The organism is Actinomadura rubrisoli, assembly GCF_004349215.1.
GTDB lineage: Bacteria > Actinomycetota > Actinomycetes > Streptosporangiales > Streptosporangiaceae > Spirillospora > Spirillospora rubrisoli.
In genome coordinates, this window is record NZ_SMKU01000181.1 from 1 (window position 1) to 18780 (window position 18780).

17 protein-coding genes are annotated in these 18780 nt (G+C 71.2%); 1 reads left to right on the forward strand and 16 read right to left on the reverse strand.

What is annotated here, in order from left to right; translation table 11 throughout:
* Positions 1-144 precede the first annotated feature (144 nt).
* The 10 genes from E1298_RS28225 to E1298_RS28270 all read right to left on the reverse strand — a co-directional run bounded on the left by E1298_RS28225 (position 145) and on the right by E1298_RS28270 (position 8179).
* On the reverse strand, positions 145-813 hold the full coding sequence (locus tag E1298_RS28225) for a DedA family protein (RefSeq protein WP_131898529.1): 669 nt from the start codon (positions 811-813) through the stop codon (positions 145-147).
* A gap of 180 nt (positions 814-993) precedes the next feature.
* On the reverse strand, positions 994-1905 hold the full coding sequence (locus E1298_RS28230; protein WP_131898530.1) for a beta-ketoacyl-[acyl-carrier-protein] synthase family protein: 912 nt from the start codon (positions 1903-1905) through the stop codon (positions 994-996).
* A gap of 11 nt (positions 1906-1916) precedes the next feature.
* Positions 1917-2384 (reverse strand): SRPBCC family protein, encoded by a 468-nt coding sequence (locus E1298_RS28235; RefSeq protein WP_131898532.1) that lies wholly within the window; start codon positions 2382-2384, stop codon positions 1917-1919.
* A 24-nt stretch (positions 2385-2408) separates the two neighbouring features.
* Complete coding sequence (locus E1298_RS28240) at positions 2409-3422, reverse strand: SDR family oxidoreductase (RefSeq protein ID WP_131898534.1); 1014 nt, start codon at positions 3420-3422, stop codon at positions 2409-2411.
* Positions 3419-4504 (reverse strand): methyltransferase, encoded by a 1086-nt coding sequence (locus E1298_RS28245; protein WP_165975701.1) that lies wholly within the window; start codon positions 4502-4504, stop codon positions 3419-3421. Before E1298_RS28245 ends, E1298_RS28240 begins: the two co-directional genes overlap by 4 nt.
* On the reverse strand, positions 4501-5466 hold the full coding sequence (locus E1298_RS28250) for an NAD(P)H-dependent flavin oxidoreductase (protein WP_131898538.1): 966 nt from the start codon (positions 5464-5466) through the stop codon (positions 4501-4503). The genes E1298_RS28245 and E1298_RS28250 overlap by 4 nt, the downstream gene beginning before the upstream one ends.
* Positions 5463-6419 carry a class-II aminoacyl-tRNA synthetase family protein gene (locus tag E1298_RS28255; protein WP_207944878.1) on the reverse strand — a complete coding sequence of 319 codons (957 nt, stop codon included), beginning with the start codon at positions 6417-6419 and terminating at the stop codon, positions 5463-5465. Before E1298_RS28255 ends, E1298_RS28250 begins: the two co-directional genes overlap by 4 nt.
* Positions 6419-6673 (reverse strand): acyl carrier protein, encoded by a 255-nt coding sequence (locus E1298_RS28260; protein WP_131898540.1) that lies wholly within the window; start codon positions 6671-6673, stop codon positions 6419-6421. Before E1298_RS28260 ends, E1298_RS28255 begins: the two co-directional genes overlap by 1 nt.
* Positions 6657-7538: a diiron oxygenase gene (locus E1298_RS28265; protein WP_207944879.1), complete on the reverse strand. Its 882-nt coding sequence runs from the start codon at positions 7536-7538 to the stop codon at positions 6657-6659. Before E1298_RS28265 ends, E1298_RS28260 begins: the two co-directional genes overlap by 17 nt.
* Positions 7535-8179 (reverse strand): cysteine hydrolase family protein, encoded by a 645-nt coding sequence (locus E1298_RS28270; protein ID WP_207944880.1) that lies wholly within the window; start codon positions 8177-8179, stop codon positions 7535-7537. The genes E1298_RS28265 and E1298_RS28270 overlap by 4 nt, the downstream gene beginning before the upstream one ends.
* Positions 8180-8347: 168 nt before the next feature.
* On the opposite strand from E1298_RS28270, the gene E1298_RS28275 reads away from it, so the two are divergent.
* The gene (locus E1298_RS28275) at positions 8348-12520 is read left to right on the forward strand and encodes a WD40 domain-containing protein (protein ID WP_131898546.1); all 4173 of its coding nucleotides are present in this window, start codon (positions 8348-8350) and stop codon (positions 12518-12520) included.
* Here E1298_RS28275 and E1298_RS28280 read toward each other — a convergent pair.
* The 6 genes from E1298_RS28280 to E1298_RS28305 form a co-directional block, all read right to left on the reverse strand.
* Positions 12465-13283, reverse strand: a complete 819-nt coding sequence (locus tag E1298_RS28280) for a mycofactocin-coupled SDR family oxidoreductase (protein WP_131898548.1) — start codon at positions 13281-13283, stop codon at positions 12465-12467. The genes E1298_RS28275 and E1298_RS28280 overlap by 56 nt on opposite strands.
* Before the next feature lie 131 nt (positions 13284-13414).
* Positions 13415-13870: a cupin domain-containing protein gene (locus E1298_RS28285; RefSeq protein ID WP_207944881.1), complete on the reverse strand. Its 456-nt coding sequence runs from the start codon at positions 13868-13870 to the stop codon at positions 13415-13417.
* 108 nt (positions 13871-13978) lie between these two features.
* Positions 13979-14977, reverse strand: coding sequence for a phosphatase PAP2 family protein (locus E1298_RS28290; RefSeq protein WP_131898550.1), 999 nt, complete (start codon positions 14975-14977; stop codon positions 13979-13981).
* A gap of 257 nt (positions 14978-15234) precedes the next feature.
* Positions 15235-16059: an SAM-dependent methyltransferase gene (locus E1298_RS28295; protein WP_131898552.1), complete on the reverse strand. Its 825-nt coding sequence runs from the start codon at positions 16057-16059 to the stop codon at positions 15235-15237.
* Positions 16060-16368: 309 nt separating this feature from the next.
* Positions 16369-17205 (reverse strand): hypothetical protein, encoded by an 837-nt coding sequence (locus tag E1298_RS28300; protein WP_131898554.1) that lies wholly within the window; start codon positions 17203-17205, stop codon positions 16369-16371.
* Positions 17202-18188: an ATP-binding protein gene (locus tag E1298_RS28305; protein ID WP_131898556.1), complete on the reverse strand. Its 987-nt coding sequence runs from the start codon at positions 18186-18188 to the stop codon at positions 17202-17204. The genes E1298_RS28300 and E1298_RS28305 overlap by 4 nt, the downstream gene beginning before the upstream one ends.
* Positions 18189-18780: the final 592 nt, after the last annotated feature.

Genomic DNA, 18780 nt, shown 5'->3' on the forward strand with positions numbered 1-18780 from the left:
CCCACCAGGGATCCCCGCCCCCACGGCTCGCTCTACAGGCCGTGCCGAGCCGATGCCGACGGGAAATGAACAGACCGCAGACCGGTCGCCCCGAATATGGAGAGTGGTGAATTTCGACAAAAGCCGGGTGATCAATTCTGGAGGTTAGGATCCGTCCTTGGCTTCGGACGTGTCCTTGGCTTCCGCTTTCCGTTGCTCGGTGGGGTTCTTGGGTGGGCGGAGTTTTTGCCAGAGGTGGCGGCCGCCTTCGACCAGGAGGGTGATGGCGACGGCTATGCCGAGGCCGAGGAGCAGGCCCTTGAGCGGGTCGTTCTCGAAGGTCGAGCCGCCCAGGTAGCCGATCAGCGCGGAGTAGGCGGCCCAGAGGACCGTGGCCAGCGCGTCGAAGGGGGTGAAGGAGCTCAGAGGGTGCCGCACGGCGCCCATCACGAGCGTCGCCGCCGTCCGTCCGCCGGGGATGTACCGGGCGATGACCAGGACGAGGCCACCGCGCTTGTCGAGGATCCGGCCCGCCTGGTCGTAGGCGGCGCGCCTGCGGGTGCCCGGGCGCAGCCATCGTTCCAGCCGCTCACCGGCGAAGCGGCCGATGAAGTACGAGACGTGGTCGCCGCAGAACGCGCCCGCCGCCGAGACCGCGATCACCAGGATCAGCGTCGGCTTGCCGTGCGCCGCGAAGACGCCCGCCGTGACGACGAGGCTCTCGCTGGGAAAGACGGGGAGGAAGGCGTCGACCATCGAGAGGCCGAACAAGGCCAGATAAATCCACGGCGACGCCATCGTTCCGCGCAAAGCGTCCATAATGGCATCGCTCACGGGCGGACCCGTTCTCCGATGGTGCGTTCCGCCCTCTGTGGTGCCATGGTCCGATGCTAGGAATCGCCGGTCGGGCGCACGGCGTGCGAGCACCGCGTGTTCCGTTGGGATTGTCCAAATCTCACCCTGGCTGGGTGAAAGCACCACCGGCCCGGATCGGCAGGGAGGGCGGCAGTTTGATCATGCTGCTCCCAGGCGTTCGAGGCCCACGCACGTCCAGTAGTTGTGGCCGGTGATCAGGCCGAGCACCTTGGCCCCGGGCGGGGTGCCGGGCGCGACCGCGGAGAGGTTGAGCAGGATGTCCGCCGCGAAGCAGTGGCCGTGCAGCGAGGTCTGGGCGAAGACCCGGCCGCGGTCCAGCCCGGCCGACGAGGCGAGGATCTTGAGCACCATGGCCCCGAGGTTGTCGGCCACGACCGCGGTGTAGTCCTCGCGCGCCGGACGTCCCGGGACGAAGAACCCGGCGGCGGCGTCGCGCACTCCCTGCGCCGTCCCGCGCACCATCGCGATGGTGTCCACGGCGGGGTCGATGGCGTGCATGGTGTGGTCGACCGCGGTGAAGATGTCGCCGATCAGCCATCCTTCGTCCGGGCGCGCCGCGCTCACCAGGGCCGTCGCGGCGCTGTCGCTCATCAGCGCGGTGCCCGCGCCGACCAGCCGGGGGCGGTCGTCCCAGGCGTCGGTGGTGACGATCAGCACGGTGCCCGCGTCGCCGGCGGCCACCGCGTTGCGGGCCGAGCGCAGGAGCGCGCCGAGGTTGGCGCAGCCGTTGGCGGCCACCCCCATCAGCGGCACGGACGGCGCGCCCAGCGCCTCGGCGAAGCGGTCCGGGTCCAGGCTGATGTCGGTCCGGCGGTCGGTGGACTCGCAGGCGTACAGCACCAGGTCGACGTCGCCGACGGCGAGCCCGGACCGCTTGAGCGTCTCCTCGGCCGCGGACACGGCCATCCTCCACGGCTCCTCCGCGGCGCGGTGGTAGCCCTCGATCTCCTCCCGGCGCAGCCGCTCGGCGGTCTCGGCGTCGACCTCGCTCGGCAGGACGCGGCGGGCGCCGAGCGTCCAGGCGGCGGCGTGCAGGTGGGACGGAATCATCTGCGGCTCCTTCAGACCTGGACCGGCTCGGGCAGGACCTCGATCCTGGTGCCGGGCCCGAAGAGCCCGGTCATCAGCCTGCTGATCGTGGCGTCCAGCGCGTCGAGCGCGATGGGGTCGAGGACGTCGGCGATGAACGGCATCCCGAGGTCGAAGGACGCGGTGAACTCGACCGTGACGCCGTCCGCCGTCCGCAGGACCGCCCATCGGCCGTGGAAGGTGTCCATGTCGCCGGTGGTCTGCTCGAAGGCGATGGTCCTGGCGGCGGGGTCGAACGTGTCCCGCTCCGTCCAGCGCAGGATGCCGTCGTAGAAGTTGACCTCCCAGGACGAGAGCGCTTCGCCGCCGGCCTCGGCGGTCACGCTGATCTCCCGGATCACGTCCGAGTAGTCGACGAACGCGTCGAACGTCGAGATCCGGGCGTACGCCTCGTCCGCCGAGAAGCCGGTGAGGTGTGCGTTGAGTGCGAAATGTCGCATCGGGAGCTCCAGAAGGATGTCGGGTCAGGGGACGAGGGCGCGCCGGCGGCCGTGGCCGGTCTCGCGGACCCAGAAGCGCATGGTCTGGCGCAGCAGCGCGGCGGGGTCGCCGCCGGGCCCGCCCAGCGACTCGATCAGTTCGGTGCTGCTGGGGAACGGCGAGCGCACCGCGATGTACGGGGCGACGTGCTCGAACAGGCCGGTGACGACCCGGCGGAGCTTGGGCGGCAGCGAGGGCAGGAAGACCGGCTTGATCAGCCGCTCGTACGTCTCGGGCGGGACGATCCGCGGCGCGGCGATCGCGGCGCCGGCGTCCTCGGCGACCGCGACCATCACGTCGATCATCTCCTGGAGCACGATCGCCCGCTCGCCCGCCGTGATCCACACCTCGGCGTCCGGTCCGAGGCCACCGCGCATGGCGGCGACGACGGCCCTGGCCACCAGGTCCTGCGGGACGAAGTCGATGATCCCGTTCTCGTCGGAGGGGAAGGCGGGGAGCTGGTTGCGCAGGATCGACCCGTTGATCTGGTGGATCCCCTGGAACTCGCTGATCGCCCCCGTCCGGGAGTCCCCGATGACGATCGACGGCCGCAGGATCGTGTAGCCCGCCTCCGCCTTGCGCACCTGGCGTTCGGCCAGCACCTTCGACTCGGCGTACGGCATGCTCCGCCCGAGGTTCTCGGGCCGGCTCACCGCGTGGACGAAGGCGGTGCTCACATAGGTGATCGGGACCCCGGCGCGGGCCGCGGTCCGGACGAGGTTGCGGGTCCCGGCGACGTTGGTCTCATACAGGGACTTCGGCCGGGCCGACAGCCGGGTGTCGGCCGCCATGTGCACGATGCCGCCGATGCGCGGCAGCAGGGCGGCGTAGTCGTCGGTGGACAGGCCGAGGCGGTCCTCGCGGATGTCGCCCACCAGGCTGTCCGCGCCGGGCAGCGGGCGGGAGTGGACAAGGCCGATGTACTCCCGGGGGTCCAGCAGCTCCCGCAGCGCGGTGCCGATGACGCCGGATCCGCCGGTCAGCAGGACGGGCTTCATCGGACGTCCCGTTCCCGGCAGACGATCACCGTGGTCCTGGACTCCGGGACCGGGGTGACGCGCTCGACGTCCAGGCGGGCCCGGTCGATGAGCGCCAGCATTTCCTCGACCGTGTAGCCGCGACCGGCCCCCCACAGCAGCATCGCCGAGATGTTGTGCAGGGTGGAGAACATCGGCGCGGTCCTGGACTCCTCCAGGAAGTGGCCGTGGACGATGACCCTGCCGCCCGGCCTGAGCGCCGCGCGGCCGCGTTCCAGCATCGAGACCACGGTGTCCGGGGCCTCCTGATGGAGGACGTTCGACAGCAGCACGGCGTCCAGCCCGGACCCGAACGAGTCCGTCCGGTAGTCGCATCCGGCCACCGCCACGCGGGCGTCCAGCCCCGCGCCCGCCGCGCACTCCAGGGTGATCGGCAGGACCGAGGGACGGTCGAGCACCACCGACGTCAGCCCGGGGTCGCGGCGGCAGAGCGCGAAGGAGTACGTCCCCGCGCCGCCCCCGACGTCGGCGATCCGGGTCCCGCCTCCAGCGTCGGCAGCGCTGGCCCCGCCTCCAGCGTCGGTGGTGCGGGTTCCGCCGGTGGCGTCGGCGATCTGGGCCCTGCCCCCGGGCAGGTCGATCGCCGACGCCACCGCGTCGGCCGTCCGAGCGGCGTACTGGTGCATCCCCAGGACGAATCCCCGCTCGTCGGCGCCGCCGGCCCCCGTGGCGGCGACGTCGTCGAGCAGGCCCGGGTCGCGCAGCCACTCGTCCAGCCGGCCCCAGGGCCGGCACCAGGCCCCCATGGTGCCGACCCAGTCCGCCAGGCTCTCCGGGCTGGCCGGGTCCAGGAAGCGCCTGGTCAGCTCGGTACTCGTGTAGGCGCCCGGCGCGGCCCGGGTCACCAGCCCCAGCGCCACGCCCGCGTCGAGCAGGGCGGTCAGCGCCTCGGGATCCGTCCCGCCGGACACCTCGGCGAGCGGGCGCGGCTCCTCGCCCAGCCGCGCGAAGACCCCCGCCGCGTTGAGCGTGAACAGCACCTTGGCCTGCCAGTATCCGATCGCGAGCTGGGTCACCCGCGAGAACGCGATGTCGACGTTCACCTGACCTCCTCCAGGACCCCCGCCAGCCCGGCCACGACCTCGGCCGCCGGTCTGATCGCCGTGACGCGGTCGCACGAGGTGCCCGCGTACATCGCCATCTCCCTCACCCGTCCCTCGGTGAAGCGGGTCGGTACCGCCGCCGAGAAGCGGCACACCGGGTGGCGGACGCCGCCGACCGTCGTCTCGCCGATGAAGCTGCGGGTGAACGCGGCCGGGTTCTCGGTGACCGGGCCGCGCAGGACGCGGTGCCGCCGTCCGGGCCAGCCGATCTCGAACACGCGGGTGACCGTGGTGTCCCCGGCCGACGCGGCCAGGACCCGCTCCTTGAACAGCTCGTGCGCGTTCGCCTCGGCGGTGGCCACGAAGGCCGTGCCGCAGCAGACGCCGTCGGCCCCGGCCGCCGCCATCGCGGCCGCGTCCGCCGCGCCCGCCACCCCACCGGCGGCCACCAGGACCGCGTCCGGCAGCGCCGTCCTGGTCCGCCGGACCAGGCTCCGCGTCCGCGCCGTGCCGAGCAGATGCCCGCCCGCCTCGGTGCCCTGGAGGACGATGACGTCGGCGGTGTCGCGCAGCGCGACGGCGTCGGCGACCGTGCCGACCTGGGCGACCAGCGTCCGGCCCGCGTCGGTCAGCCGCCGCGCCATCCGTTCGGGGACGGGCCCGAACGTCGTGACGAGCAGCCGTCCGGGCGTGCGCAGGAGGATGTGGTCGAGCTGCTCGTCCAGCAGCCTGTCCGGCACCACCTCGGGGATCAGGTTGACCCCGATCGGGCCGTCCGTCCTGTCGACCAGCGGGTCCAGCAGCGCCGCGAGCGCCGGCCCGCCGGCCTTGTAGCCGCCGACGACGCCGAGACCTCCGGCGGCCGCGACCGCCACCGCCAGCTCGGGGCCGGCGACCCCGCCCATCCCGGCCAGCAGGACCGGGCGGTCGATGCCGAGGACCCGTTCCAGCCTGCCGGTCATGGCGCGGCCTCCCCGACGGTCGCCGGTTTCGTGCTGGACGCCGGTTTCGTGTCGGGCGCCGGTTTCGTGTCGGATGTCGGGCCCGTGTCGGGCGCCGGGTCCGTGTCGGATGCCGAGCTCGTGTCGAACGCCAGTACCGCGTCGAGTGCCGCGTCCCAGCCGCCGCCGAACCGCTCTGACAGCGCGTGCAGCCAGCGCTCAAGGCCGAACGCCACGCAGCTCGTGTGCGCGACCTTCCCGGCCACGCTGATGCCGGCCCGCTCGCCGAAGAAGTTGCGGTGGTAGTTCACCGAGGCGATGGCCACGCCGTCCCCGGTGAGGAACTCCTCCTTGACGGGGAACAGACGCTGCATGGTCGCCCGCGAGCTGTTCGGATCGAAGAACGGGTCGGTGGCCACGTCGGTCGTCAGGTCGAGCTTGAGATGGGCGGACAGGCCGAGGATCAGCTCCTTGTAGCCGACGAGGTGCGCCTTCGCGGTCGCCGGATCGCCGATCATGACGATCTCCCGCATGGTGAACCCCAGGAGCCTGCTGAGCCCGGTGTACTCCCGCTCCCTGCGGTAGCACTGGGCGGCCGTCGTGAGCGCCAGCGGCCCGGCCAGCCGCTCGCCCGCCAGGCCCAGGTAGGCGCCGTAGCAGGCGGCGGACGAGAGGGTGTAGCCGGCCGGGCCGAGCTGGTCCTCCTCCAGCCGGGCGTCCGGCGCGGCCGGATGCTTCGGCAGGCCCGCCAGGCCGGTGGTGTCGACCGGCGCGGCGGCCAGGGCGAGGTGGGGGAAGTTCACGAAGTAGTCGAAGCGCGCCAGGTCGGCGACCTTGGTGAGCGGCGGGTACAGGACGTCCTGCGCGCCGGACGCCGCCGCCCAGCGGACGAAGACCGAGTCCAGCGCCTGCCGGACGCGCAGCGCCGTCGGGCCGAGGGTGACCAGTCCGCCGTCGGTGTGGATCTCTTTCATCACGTGCCCTTCCCGCCGAAGAACGCCCGGTCGATTCGCTCCAGCGTCCGGAAGTTCTCTACGTCGATCATCTGAGGGTCGATCTGCGCGCCGCTGAGCTCCTCCAGCAGGAACATGAACTCGACGAAAGCCAGGGAGTCCAGGATCCGCATGTCGATGAGGTCCTGGGACCAGTCGGTGCCGTCCACGGCCGGGCTGCGCTGCCGGAGGAAGTCGATCACTCCGTCCATCGCGCTCTTACTCGTCGTCCGCATCGCCTGCTCCTCCCCAGGGGCTCGCGAAGATCTGGTTCGCCACGAAGAACTTGTCCACCCGGGCCAGCAGCTTGGAATGGAAGGCGGCGCGCGCCGGGTGGGCCATGGCCGCCCGGCGGACCGCCATCGGCTCGGGAATCCCCGCGTCGCGGTAGGCGCGCGGGTTGTACAGGGTGTTGACCGAATAGGTCATGTACCTCTTCAGGTACGTCTCAAGGCCGGCGCGCCGGGTGCCGTCCGCGTCGTCCTCGGCCGCCTGGTCGAACAGGTGCTTGACGAACTGCTTGCCGAAGGCCACGTGCCGGCTCTCGTCGTGGTGGTGCACCGCGTTGAGCTCCCGCAGGATGGGCGGCAGCCGCCCGTCCCTGCCCATGCGGGAGTTCAGGTAGTCGACGATCTCCTCGAAGATCACGATGCGGGCGAAGACGGCGACGTCGGCCCAGCGCCCGGGGAACCCGCCGTCCATGGGAAGGGCGGGCAGCTCCGGGTAGACGCCCCCGCCGTACCGGTCGCAGAACTCGGCGAAGAACCACATGTGCTCGTTCTCCTCGCCGAGGAAGTGGTGCAGGAAGTCGGAGTACCTCGCGAACCCGGGGGTGTGGATGCGCCGGGCCACCTCGATCATCAGTTCCCGGATGCCGTGGACGTTCAGGCTGAAGAAGTTGACCGTCTCCCTGCCGGCGAGCCTCTTCAGGCGCGCCTCGTCCCACTCGACGCCCGTGCCGTGGACGCTCAGGAACTCCGGGCTCATCCACCACTCGTCCTCGGGCACCGAGGCGGGCCAGTCGAAGCGGGTGTAGGGGTTGTAGTAGTCGCCGCGGGCCTTCTCGGAGAGGCGGTCCAGCAGCTCCTCGAACTGGCTCACACCGCCTCCAGCCACTTCACGGTCTCCGCGACGTTCCAGACCGGGACCCCGATGCGGCGGCACTCCGCAGCGCCCCGGTCGTAGACGCCGGACATGGCGTCGGCGACCAGGACGGCCCGGAAGTCCCGCTCGGACGCCTCGTAGACCGAGGTCCGCGGACAGTTGGGGAAGTTGCAGCCGGCGAAGACGAGGGTGTCGGCCCCCGCGTCGCGCAGGTGGCCTTCGAGGGCGGTGCCGTAGAACGCGCCCCAACGCGGCTTGTACATGATGTGCTCGCGCGGGCCGACGGCCTGGAAGCCGCCTTTCAGCAGGATCTCGTCGTCCAGCTCGGCCTTCGCCGGGAGCAGCTCGGGCGCGACCTGGGCACCCGGCGATCCCGGCCGCACCACCCGTGCGCCGTTCTCGATCGCGTGCCGGCGCACCATGTCGGCGTTCGACCCGTCCGGCAGGTAGAGCCGGACCACGTGCACGATCGGCAGCCCCTTCGCCCGGAACGCCGAGGCCAGCTCGGCCATGGCCGGGATCGCCTCGCTCGTGCCCTCGATGCGGGCCGGAGCGTCCTCCTCGAAGAAGTCCCGCTGCACGTCGATGAGGATCAGCGCCGCGGTGTCCGCGTGGGGACCGGTGTAGGGATCAGGCACCCTCGTCCACCTTTCGTGTGCCAGTGAGTCGTACGGGCACATCGCATCAAGGCGGTGCTTGAGAACCTCTTGAGGGCCGCTGGATTCAGGGTTCAAGCCGGGGTCCGGCGGCGTAGTCTGAAAGCGCGTCTGGGGGGATGCTGGGGTTGTCTGGGGGAGAGCAACCGCATGGAGTTCGGCATTCTCGGCCCGCTGACGGTCCACATCGACGGCCGGGCCGTCGACCTTGGCGGCAGGCTGCAGCGCAAGGTGCTGGCCGTGCTGCTCGCGCGTCGCGGGGAGGCCGTGAGCAGGCGGGACCTCATCTCCGCCGTCTGGGCCGAGGACGCCGTCGCCTTCGACTCATGGGAGCTCGACGAGCGCAAGCGCCCCATACTGCAGACCTACATCGCGCGCCTGCGCTCCGCGACGGCCGCCACCGGCGGGCCCAAGGTCATCGTGACCGAGGGGACCGCCTACCGGATCCGCGTCCCCGACGAGGCCCTCGACGAGACGCGCTTCCAGCGGCTGGCCGGGGACGGCCACGCGGCGCTGGACGCGGGTGACGCGGCCGCCGCCGCGGCCTGCCTGACCGAGGCGCTCGGGCTGTGGCGCGGCCCACCGCTGGGCGAGCTGAGCGAGGAGCCGTTCGCGCGCCAGCTCGTCGAACGGCTCGACGCGCTCCATGCCGACGCGGTCGAGGCCAAGATCGAGGCCGACCTCCGGCTGGACCGCCATCACGAGCTCATCGCCGACGCCGACCTGCGGCGGTGGGTCCGCGCCTGGCCCGAGAACGAGCGGATCCGGGCCGGCATCGCGTCGGCCCTGGCGCGTTGCGGGCAGAAGGTCGCCGCCATCGAGCTCTGCCGGGACGGACTGGCCCACCTGCGCGAGCATCAGGGCATCGAGTCGCGCGTGCTCACCGCGCTCCTGGACGACCTGCTGAACGAGGCGGCTCCGGCGGCCGGCCCGGCGCAGCGACGCCGTCCGGGTCCCGAACAGCTCCTCATGGTCCCCAGCTCGACCGGTCACGTCGTCTCGCGGGAGGAACCGGCGCAGGAGCTGGCGGACCGGCTGCGCGAGACCGAAGGCGGCCTGGTGGCCGCCGTCGGCGGCGGCGGGTTCGGCAAGACCACCCTGGTCCTCGAAGCCTGCCACCGCCCCGATGTACGCGACCTCTACCCGGACGGGATCTTCTGGGTCACCGTCGGGGAGGGCGCCGACGACTACGCGATCGCCTCGAAGATCAACGACCTGTCCGCCCATCTCTCCGGGACGCGCCCGGCGCTGAGCGACCCCCTCCAGGCGGGCTTCCACCTGGCCCGCCTGCTCGGCGAACGGCGCTTCCTGCTGGTCGTCGACGACATCTGGTACCTCCACCAGCTCGTCCCGTTCATGCAGGGCGCCCAGCGGTGCACGCGCGTCATCACCACGCGCAACCGTGCGGCGCTCCCGGACGGGGCCCGGCTCGTGTCCGTCGACGCCATGGCGCCGTCCGAGGCGGGGCAGATGCTCACCTACGGGCTGCCGGAGCTCGGCCCCGGACGGCTCGCCGACCTCGCGGCCCTCACCGGAGGGTGGCCGCTCCTGGTCACGCTGGTGAACTCCCAGCTCCGCCGCCTCGTCCGGGAGCAGGGCATGACCGCCGACGACGCGGCCGCCGAGGTCGTCGCCGAGCTCCGGACCGCCGGGCCCACGGCGCTCGACATCGCCAGCCCGGCCGGTCGGCGCCAGGCCGTGGAGTCGACCGTCCGGGCGAGCCTGGCCATGCTGGACGCGGGGGACCCGTCGCTGAGCCGCGTCGAGCGCTTCCTGGAGCTGGCTGTCTTCGCCGGGCAGGCCGACATCCCGCGGCGGGCGCTGGAGATCCTCTGGGCGCGGACGGCGGGCTGGGACACCGTGCGGGTGCGCCGGTTCTGCGAGGAGCTGACCGCGATGTCGCTGGTGCAGTCCTACTCCACGCGGCCGCCCGGCCTCCGCCTGCACGATCTGATGCAGAGCTACCTCCGGCACGCGCTCGGGCCGGAGCGGCTGACCCGGCTGCACGCCGAGATCCTCGCAGGCTACCGGGAACGCCTCGGCTTCCCCGGCGGCGCGTCCCGCTGGGCGGAGGCGCCCGCCGAGGAGGCCTACCTGTGGAACCGGCTGGCCCACCACCTGCGGGAGGCGGGCCTGCACGACGAGCTCGACCAGGCCGTGACGGACCTCCGCTACGCCGCACGCAAGATCGCGAACACCGACACCGTGGCGTACGAGGCGGACCTCTCCTTCGCCAGGTCGCCCGCCGCCGCGACGCTCCGCGACCTCATCGGGCAGTCGGGTCACCTGCTGCGGCCCGACGATCCCGTGGACGTCATCGAGGCGACCCTGGCGAGCCGCGCGCCGGGGCTCGTGCGTTCCGCGCGCCGCCCGTCCCTGACGGTCGACGGCCCGCAGCCCGACCAAGCGAACGCGATGCTCCACCGCGTCCTGTCCGGGAACGCGGGCGCGGTCTACTCGGTACGGTTCAGCCCCGACGGCTCGACCCTCGCCTCCGCCGGCGAGGACGGGCTGGTGCGGCTGTGGGACCCGGAGACCGGCCGCCTGCGGCACGCCCTGGCCGCCGGAGGCGAGCGGATCAACCGGGTCGTCTTCAGCCCGTCCGGGCAGGTGATCGCCGCGGCCGGAGCGGACGGGACGGCCCGGCTGTGGGACGTCGCCTCGGGCTCGCCGCTGTTCAGCTTCGCCGGTCACCAGGCCGAGGTCACGGCACTGGTCTTCCATCCCGATGGCCATTTCGTGGCCTCGGCCGCGGCGAACGGCACCGTCCGGGTGTGGGCCGCCGGCTCCGGCTGGGTCATCCGCAAGCCGACCGGGCACGCGGGCGCGGTCTGGCGGGTGGAGTTCAGCCCGGACGGGGCGTGCCTCGCCTCGGCGGGCGACGACGGGCGGGTCCGGGTCTGGGACGTCGCGACCGGCGAGATCCAGCAGATCCTCGACGCGCCACATGGGCCTGTGCAGAGCATCGCCTTCAGCGCCGACGCCCGCAGGCTCGTCGCCGCCACCCGCAACGGGGTGCTCACCGTATGGGACGTCCCCACCGGCGCCCTCCTCGACACCCTGCCCGGCCACGCCAACTGGGTGCGGTCGGTGACGTTCAGCCCCGATGACCGGCTCATCGCGTCGGCGAGCTGGAGCGGGACGGTCAACGTCTGGGACGCGGCGAAGAGGGACCGCCTCCACGCGCTGCGCGGCCGGCTCCGTTCCGCCGAGGTCGCCGTCTTCTCCCCGGACGGCTCGATCCTCGCCGCGGCGGGCGACGGCGCCGTCCACCTCTGGAACCCGCGCACCGGCCGCCTGCGCGCCAGGCTGCCCGGCCACGCCAAGAACGTCGCGGACCTCGATTTCAGCCCGGACGGGTCCCGGCTGGCCTCCGCGGGCTCGGACGGCACCGTCCGGCTCTGGCGGTCGGCCATCGAGGCCCTGACCGACGCGCCCCCCAAGCTGGAGGAGGACGCCCTGCTCTGCGTCGCCGGCGCCCCGTCCGGGCCGTTCCTGGCCACCGGCGGGCTGAACGGCGACGTCCGCCTGCATTCCGAGGGCCCGGAGGGACGGGTCCTGGGCGTCCACCGGGGGCGGGTGCACTCGGTGGCCTTCAGCGCGGACGGCCGGGAACTGGCATCGGGCGGGGCAGATGGCCGCCTGGCGGTCTGGCCGATGGATCCCGGGGCGCCGTCGTCCGTCCTCGCCGAGCTCGGCGTCGCGGTCCGGGCCGTCGCCTACGCTCCCGATGGGCGGCTGGCCTCCGCCGGCCACGACGGGATCCTGCGGATCTGGGACACGCGGGCGGCCAAGGCCATCGGAGCCTGGTCCACCGGGGCCGAGCAGATCACCGCGGTGGCCTGGAGCCCGGACGGGCGCCACATCGTCTCGGCCGGGACGGACGGCATCATCCGGATCCAGAACTCGGTGACGGGCGTGGCCGCCCGGACCCTCGCCGCCTTCGCGCCGATGCTGAACGCCCTGGCCTACGACCCGTCCGGGACCCTGCTCGCGGCGTCGGGCCCGGACGGCGTGGTGCGGCTGTGGCGGCTGCCCGACGGGGAGCGCCGCCACCTCACCGGCCACCGGTCGTCGGTCGAGGCGGTCGCCTTCAACCCGCGCTCGGCGCACCTGGCCGTGGCGGACCAGGACGGAACGGTGCGCGTCTGGTCGGTCGCGACCACCGAGATCCTCGGCGGGATCCGCGTGGACGACGCCCTCTTCGGGCTCACCTGGACGACCCCCACGAGGCTCGCCGGAGTGGGGCGCAGGGGCATGTACGCCTTCAGGACGGAGGGTCTCCCGCCGCCTTCGGCTCGACCGGCAACTGGACACCGGTGATCCCCTGCGCCTTCTCCGACGCCAGGTACAGGACGACGTCGCTGACATCGTCCGGCTCCACCCAGCCCATGTCGTCCGCGCCGGACAGGCCGGGCCGGAGCCGCATCAGCGTCTCGGTGATCCTGGCACCGGCCGGACCGGTCGTCATGGGCGTGTTCACGGCCAGCGGATTCACCGTGTTCACCCGGATGGAATAGGGCGCGAGCTCGGTGGCGAGCGATTTCATCAACCCTATCTGCCCCATTTTGGTCGCGGCATAATGACCGATCAGCGGATGGCCGCGCACCGCCGATTCCGCGCTCGTGATGATGATCGAACCACCTCTTCCGGCCGATATCATCGCGGGCACCACCGCCCGGACGGTGTTCCACAGACCTTTGAGATTGGTATCGACGGTCGCGTCCCACGCCGACTCGGGCACTTCCCAGACCCAGTCGCACGTATAGATCCCGGCGTTCGCCACGACGACGTCGATCCGCCCGAATACGCTCAGCGCCTCGTCCACAACGGACTTGACCTGGGCGAATTCGCGCACATCGGCCTGGCGGGCCACCATCCCGACGTCGTACCCGGAGATCTGCTTCACGGTTTCGGCCAGGTCGTCCGGCGTCGCGGGCGGGTAGGGGACATGCTCGCTGACCGGCCCGCAGATGTCGAGAATGGCGACATCCGCACCGGCCGCCGCGAATCGCACCGCGTGCGACCGCCCCTGACCACGGGCGGCGCCCGTAATAAAGACCACCTTGCCTGAAATGTCGCCCATCGTGCCCGGCTCTCCGTGAATGATGCCCGCGACGTCGCCAGTGCAGGGAGTGTAGAACGCGGCCCGGGCGGCGTGGCAAGACGTACTTCAAAAGGTCCTGCGGCCCGGCATCGGGGACCACGAGCGGGATTTCAGGACTTCGCGCAGGCGGGGGCCGGGGCGTCCACCGCGAGCGGCTTACCTTCCGGATTGATGTAGGTCACCATCAGGACGACCGGAACCCGTCCGCGGTTGGAGCCGACGTGCACGTGCCGCCTGCCGTCCGGCTCAAGGAAGGACTGGCGGGCCGTGTACTTCCGGCGCGTGCAGCTCTGGTCGACATGGGTCAGGGTCCCGGACACCACCACCGCGACCAGCCGTCCGTCGTGGTAGTGCCAGCCCGTGGTGCCGCCCGGCTGAATGGTGATCTGCCTGACCACCACGTCCGTCTTGCCGTGAGTGTTGACCCGGATGGGCTTCGCGGTGGTGCCCTGGGCCAGGAGCTTCGCCGAGACCCCCGATCCCGGTGTGGCGGCCGCACTCGTGGCCATCGCGGCCATCGCACCGCTGACCGTGATCAGAGCGAGGACACGTCCGACCTTGCGCATGTGCACTCCTGACGTCGCGTACTGGAAATGCCTAGGCTTCCCTTTGCCGGGGGCCCCGTCCAGTGGTGTTCGCGGGTCGGGGGCGTCGCGAGCGGGTGGGGGCGAGAGTCAGAGTTTGTGGCCGGGCTCCACGCGGTCCTGCGGATCTGGAAGTTCCGGCCGGGACGGCTGGCCGCGGTCGTATATCGGGCGGCCCTTCACCCAGATCAGGCCGGTCGCCAGAACCGCCGCCATCGCCACCAAGGCCCCGGCCAGCACGTCCAGCAGATAGTGGTTGGCCGTGACCACGATCACTATCGCGGTCGTGGCCGGGTGCAGCACCGCGAGCCATCGCACGCGGTAGGGCCGCAGCACCGCCATCGCCACCGCCATCACCCACATGGCCCACGCCAGATGCAAGGACGGCATGGCCGCGTACTGGTCGGCGGCCACCGGGCCTTGATGAGTGGTCCCGTAACCGGCCAGGGCCACCGTGTCGGTGAACCCCTCGTCCGGTAGCAGCCGCGGCGGCATCACCGGTAGGACGAAGAAGACCGCCAGACCCACCAGGTTGATCAAGACCAGGGCGTTGCGCGCGGGACGGTAGGTGCCCGGGCCGAAGATGTAACAGCACAGCAAGACGGTCATGGTCAGGCCCGTATGCGTGTGCTGATACAAGTTCACGGCTATCCGTGACAGAGTGTCATGATGGGTCAACCATCGGTTCGCCTCAAGCTCGATGTCCAGATGCAGGTGGCGTTCGATGCTCAGGATGTCCCGGCCATGCGCCAGCGCCGCCCCGTACCGCGTGTTGGCGAGCGAGCGGATATAGCCGTAGACCTCCAGTAGTAGAAAAACGATCAGTAGCTCGCCAACCAGAAGAGGCCGCTTGCGGCGCGGTCGGCCGGACTGGGCGTCCCGGTCGGGCCGATACCTCTCGGGGCGCAGGAGTGGCGCGCGGACGGCTCTGCCCCTTTCCCCCAGGCGGCGCGGCGGGGAGCCCGCCAGAGCCGCTCGACGGCCAGACCGTACATGATCACAGTCTGTCGCAGCACATCGGGGTCGGGCCACCGGCGGCGGCACGGCCCTGCTGCGCGCCGTGATCCGCGCGCGCAACGCCTCGTCCACGCCGGACTCGGCAGCGCGCGCCCCCTATGGCGCCGTCGTGAACCTGGACACTCACGGCACGGTCATGGGTGGGCCGAGAGTGTCGATGACAATGAATTTCTAGCATCCTGCCACTTTCTTGCCGTCGGCATACACCTCTCTGCCGCGCTCGCGGGTTCTGCCGGCCCCCGATGCCAGGCGCCGCCATGGACGACAACGACTTCTGGACCCTGCGAGGGTGAGCGGAGTCACATCGCCCTCGGCGAGCCCTATGGCGCTCAGGGCTTGTACCCGACCGCTCCGAACTGGGCGACTTCTGGCGCGGGCACGCCGACGAGGACCGGTTCCGGACGCCAGCGCGAACATGACACGATGCCCGGCTCAAGAAGCCGCAGCCCCGCGAAGAAGCCCGCGACCTCCTGCTCGTTTCGCGCGCAGATGGGCGGCTGGACGTTCTCGTTCCAGAACTTCATCGCCTCGGCGTTCGCTCCCCCTCCGAGCTCTTGGGTCGGATGGGTGATGGCCAGATAACTCCCTGAAGGCACGGCGTCCACCAGCCGGCTCACGGCCTGGTGCGCCTCGCCGGCATCGGTGATGAAGTTCAAGATTCCCAGCATCATCACCGCGATCGGACGAGAGAAATCAAGGACCTGGCCGGCCTCGTCCAGGATCGTGTCGGAATCGCGGGCATCGGCCGCGATATAAGCGGTGGCCCCGGCAGGAGTGGAGTTGAGCAGCGCACGGGCGTGCACCAGCACCATGGGATCATTGTCGACGTAGACGACCCGGCATTCCGGAGCGATCCGCTGAGCGACCTCATGGGTGTTGTCGGCGGTGGGCAGGCCCGTTCCGATATCGAGGAACTGGTCGATTCCCGCCTCCGCGACCAGGAATCGGACCGCACGCGCCAGGAAAGACCGATCGGCGCGTGCCACATTGATGATGTCGGGGAACATCTGGAAGACGCGGTCGCCTGCCGCGCGGTCGGCTTCGAAGCAGTCCTTACCGCCCAGCCAATGGTTCCAGACCCTGGCCGAATGAGCCACGCTCGTGTCGATCTCCTCCGGCAGTCCCGCACCCGAGGCCGACGGCCGGTCGCTCATGACAAACCTCCGTTGTCTGGAACTTTGCATGCTGTGGCATCGGTGAGCCTAGTGCACCGAGTCGTCCATTCACTGAAGGCCAGGTGAGGGGGCTCGGCGGCCCTCGTCTCGTGCGGCGGGCACCCCAGTGTCCGCGGGACCTGATGCCTTACCAGGCAGTCCGCCAAATCATTCCACCGCCGCTGGGGAAAAGTTGTCACAATCTGATAAGCCCGATCTCACCCGCCGGACGGACCGCCGGCCCGGCTCGTCACCATCAAGGCCCGAGGTGCAGCAGTCGGCCCGAGGAGCGCTCCGTCAAGGGGACGTTCAGATCGGCGGCGGGGTCTCGCCGAGCAGTTCGTCCAGTACCTGATCGATGGGGAGGTGTTCTGCGTGCCGCAAGAGGTGTTCGGCCGGTTCGGTGCCCAGAGCGTCCAGGATGCGGACCGTGGCCTCTTCCTGGAACCTGGCCAACTGCGGGAACCCGGCGAGGGGCGCTTCGGTCTCGCGCCAGATCCGCCGGGCGGCGCCGAACGACCGGACGGCCTGCTCGTGGCGGCCGTCGTCGGCGGCGATCCACGCCAGCAGTTCCAGGCACAGGCCCATGCCCATCCGGTCCCGCAGCCGTCGCTTCCGACCAAGGCTGTGCAGGACGGCACTCTCCGCCGAACGGACCTGGCCGAGCCGCCAAAGCCCAAGACCGTAAACGTATTGGTTCCATGACCGACACCAGAGCTCGTCGAAGGCATCGCTAATCCGCATGCCCTCCTCGCACAGTTCGATCGCCTGATGCAGGCGCTGCGGATCGGCGTCAGCGCGCAGGGCATGACAGAGGGCGAACTGGAACAGGCAAGCACACGTGCCCAGAACGTCGCCGCAGGCGCGGAACCGCGTCAACGCCTCCTTGTAGAGAGGGACGGCGACCGCTTCGTCCCCTCGATGCAAGGCCACCTCGGCGGAGACCTGCAATGCCATGGCGGCCTCCAGCGCATCGTCGGCCGCCGTGGAGAGGACGCAGCATTCCTCGGCTGAAGTCAGCGCGGGGGCATGGATGCCCTGGTAGCCGACGAGCCACCCGTGGATCCGCAGCGCGTTGGCCCTGCCCGGGCTCGGCGCGGTGATGAGGGACAGCCCGCGCCGGAGCCACGTCCGTCCCTCGGTCACGAATCCGGGCCACCTCCCCACTCCTCAAGTTGCTCGCGCCCGTGCTCGCGGATCAGGTGAAGCATGCGGAAGCGCGGCACGCGGGCGTCCTTCTCCGGGATGACGATCGAGTTCTGCACGAGCCCGGCCAGCACGCCGAGGATCGCGTCCGGCGGCAGGTCGTCGTCGGAGCACACGGCCTCGGCGCCGTCCAGGTCGAACTCGCCGGCGAACACCGACAGGCGCGCCCACAGCAGCCGCTCCGCAGGGGTGCAGAGCTCGTGGCTCCGGCGGATCGCGGCCCGCAGGTCCCGGCCCGGACGGGACGGCACGTCCGGGCCTTCCGCCAGCGCGTCGAGCGGACGGTGCATCCGCGCCAGCAGATCGTCCAGCGGTAAAGTCCGCAGCCGGTGGGCCGCCAGCTCGATGGCCAGCGGAACGCACTCCAGACGAAGGCAAAGGGTCCGGACCTTCTCGACATCGGCCGCCGAGATTGCGACGGCCGCCTTCGAGACGAACAGCCCGAGGGCCTCGTCCGGCTCCAGCGGGCCCACTGCCAGGGCATGCTCACCCGCGACGCGCAATCGCCGCCGTCCGGTCGCCAGGACGCGCACCTCAGGTGCGACCCGCAACACCGTCCTGACGAAATCGGCACAAGCGGTGACCAGATGCTCGCAGGCGTCCACGATCAGGAGCATCCGCCGACCCGCCAGATGCCCAAGGACGACCTCGTCCCACGAACGGCCCGGATCTTCCCCGAGCCCGAGCGCCTCGGCCATGATCTGCGGCAGCAGACGGGGATCATGGACCCGCGACAACCGGACCAGCCGCGCCCCGTCCGGAAAGCGCTCACGCACCAGCTGCGCCGCCCGCACGGCCAGCCGGGACTTGCCGATCCCCGCGGCCCCCGTCAAGGTGACCAGCCTGGCCGACTCCAGCAGCCGCAGAACCTCATCAAGCTCGCGGCACCGTCCAACAAGAGCCGTCTCGGACGACCCATCCACCAAAAACCCCTGGTCAGCACGCAGCACCGCCGCAGTCGCCCCATCCGCCGGAAGCGTCAGGTCGCTGGTCGCCTCCGCTACGGAACGCTCACCCGCCCCGACCGCCAAAGCGGCGGCTTGCGACTGTGCGGATGCTGGGTCACCAGTCGGCGCGGCCTTTGCAGCGGAACGCTCGTCCACCGGCCCGGCACGCGACGCTCCCACAGGACACTCGCCCGACCGCAGCGGGAAGCTCCCACCAGCCGTCGTTGCGGTGCACTCACCGGGCAGGTCGGCCTGCGGCGCCGATACGGATTGCCCGTCCAGCGAAAGCGGCATGTTGGGGCTCGGCGCTGCGGCGGGCGGCTCGCCCGGTGGGGACGGCAGCTCGCCGCGCGGTGTCGTTGTGGGGCGCTGTGGTGGTGGGTTGGCGCTCAACGGCGTTCCGGCGTGTTCGTTCGGCGGGGAGGGCGGATCGGTGCGCGGCGCTGCTGCGGGGTGTTCACCTGGGTGTTGCGGAGGGCTGTCGTCCGGCGGTGGTGCGGTTGTGGGGGGTTCGCTTTGGGGGACGATCAGGTCGGTGTGGGATGTCGCTGTTGAGTGGGTGGGGGTT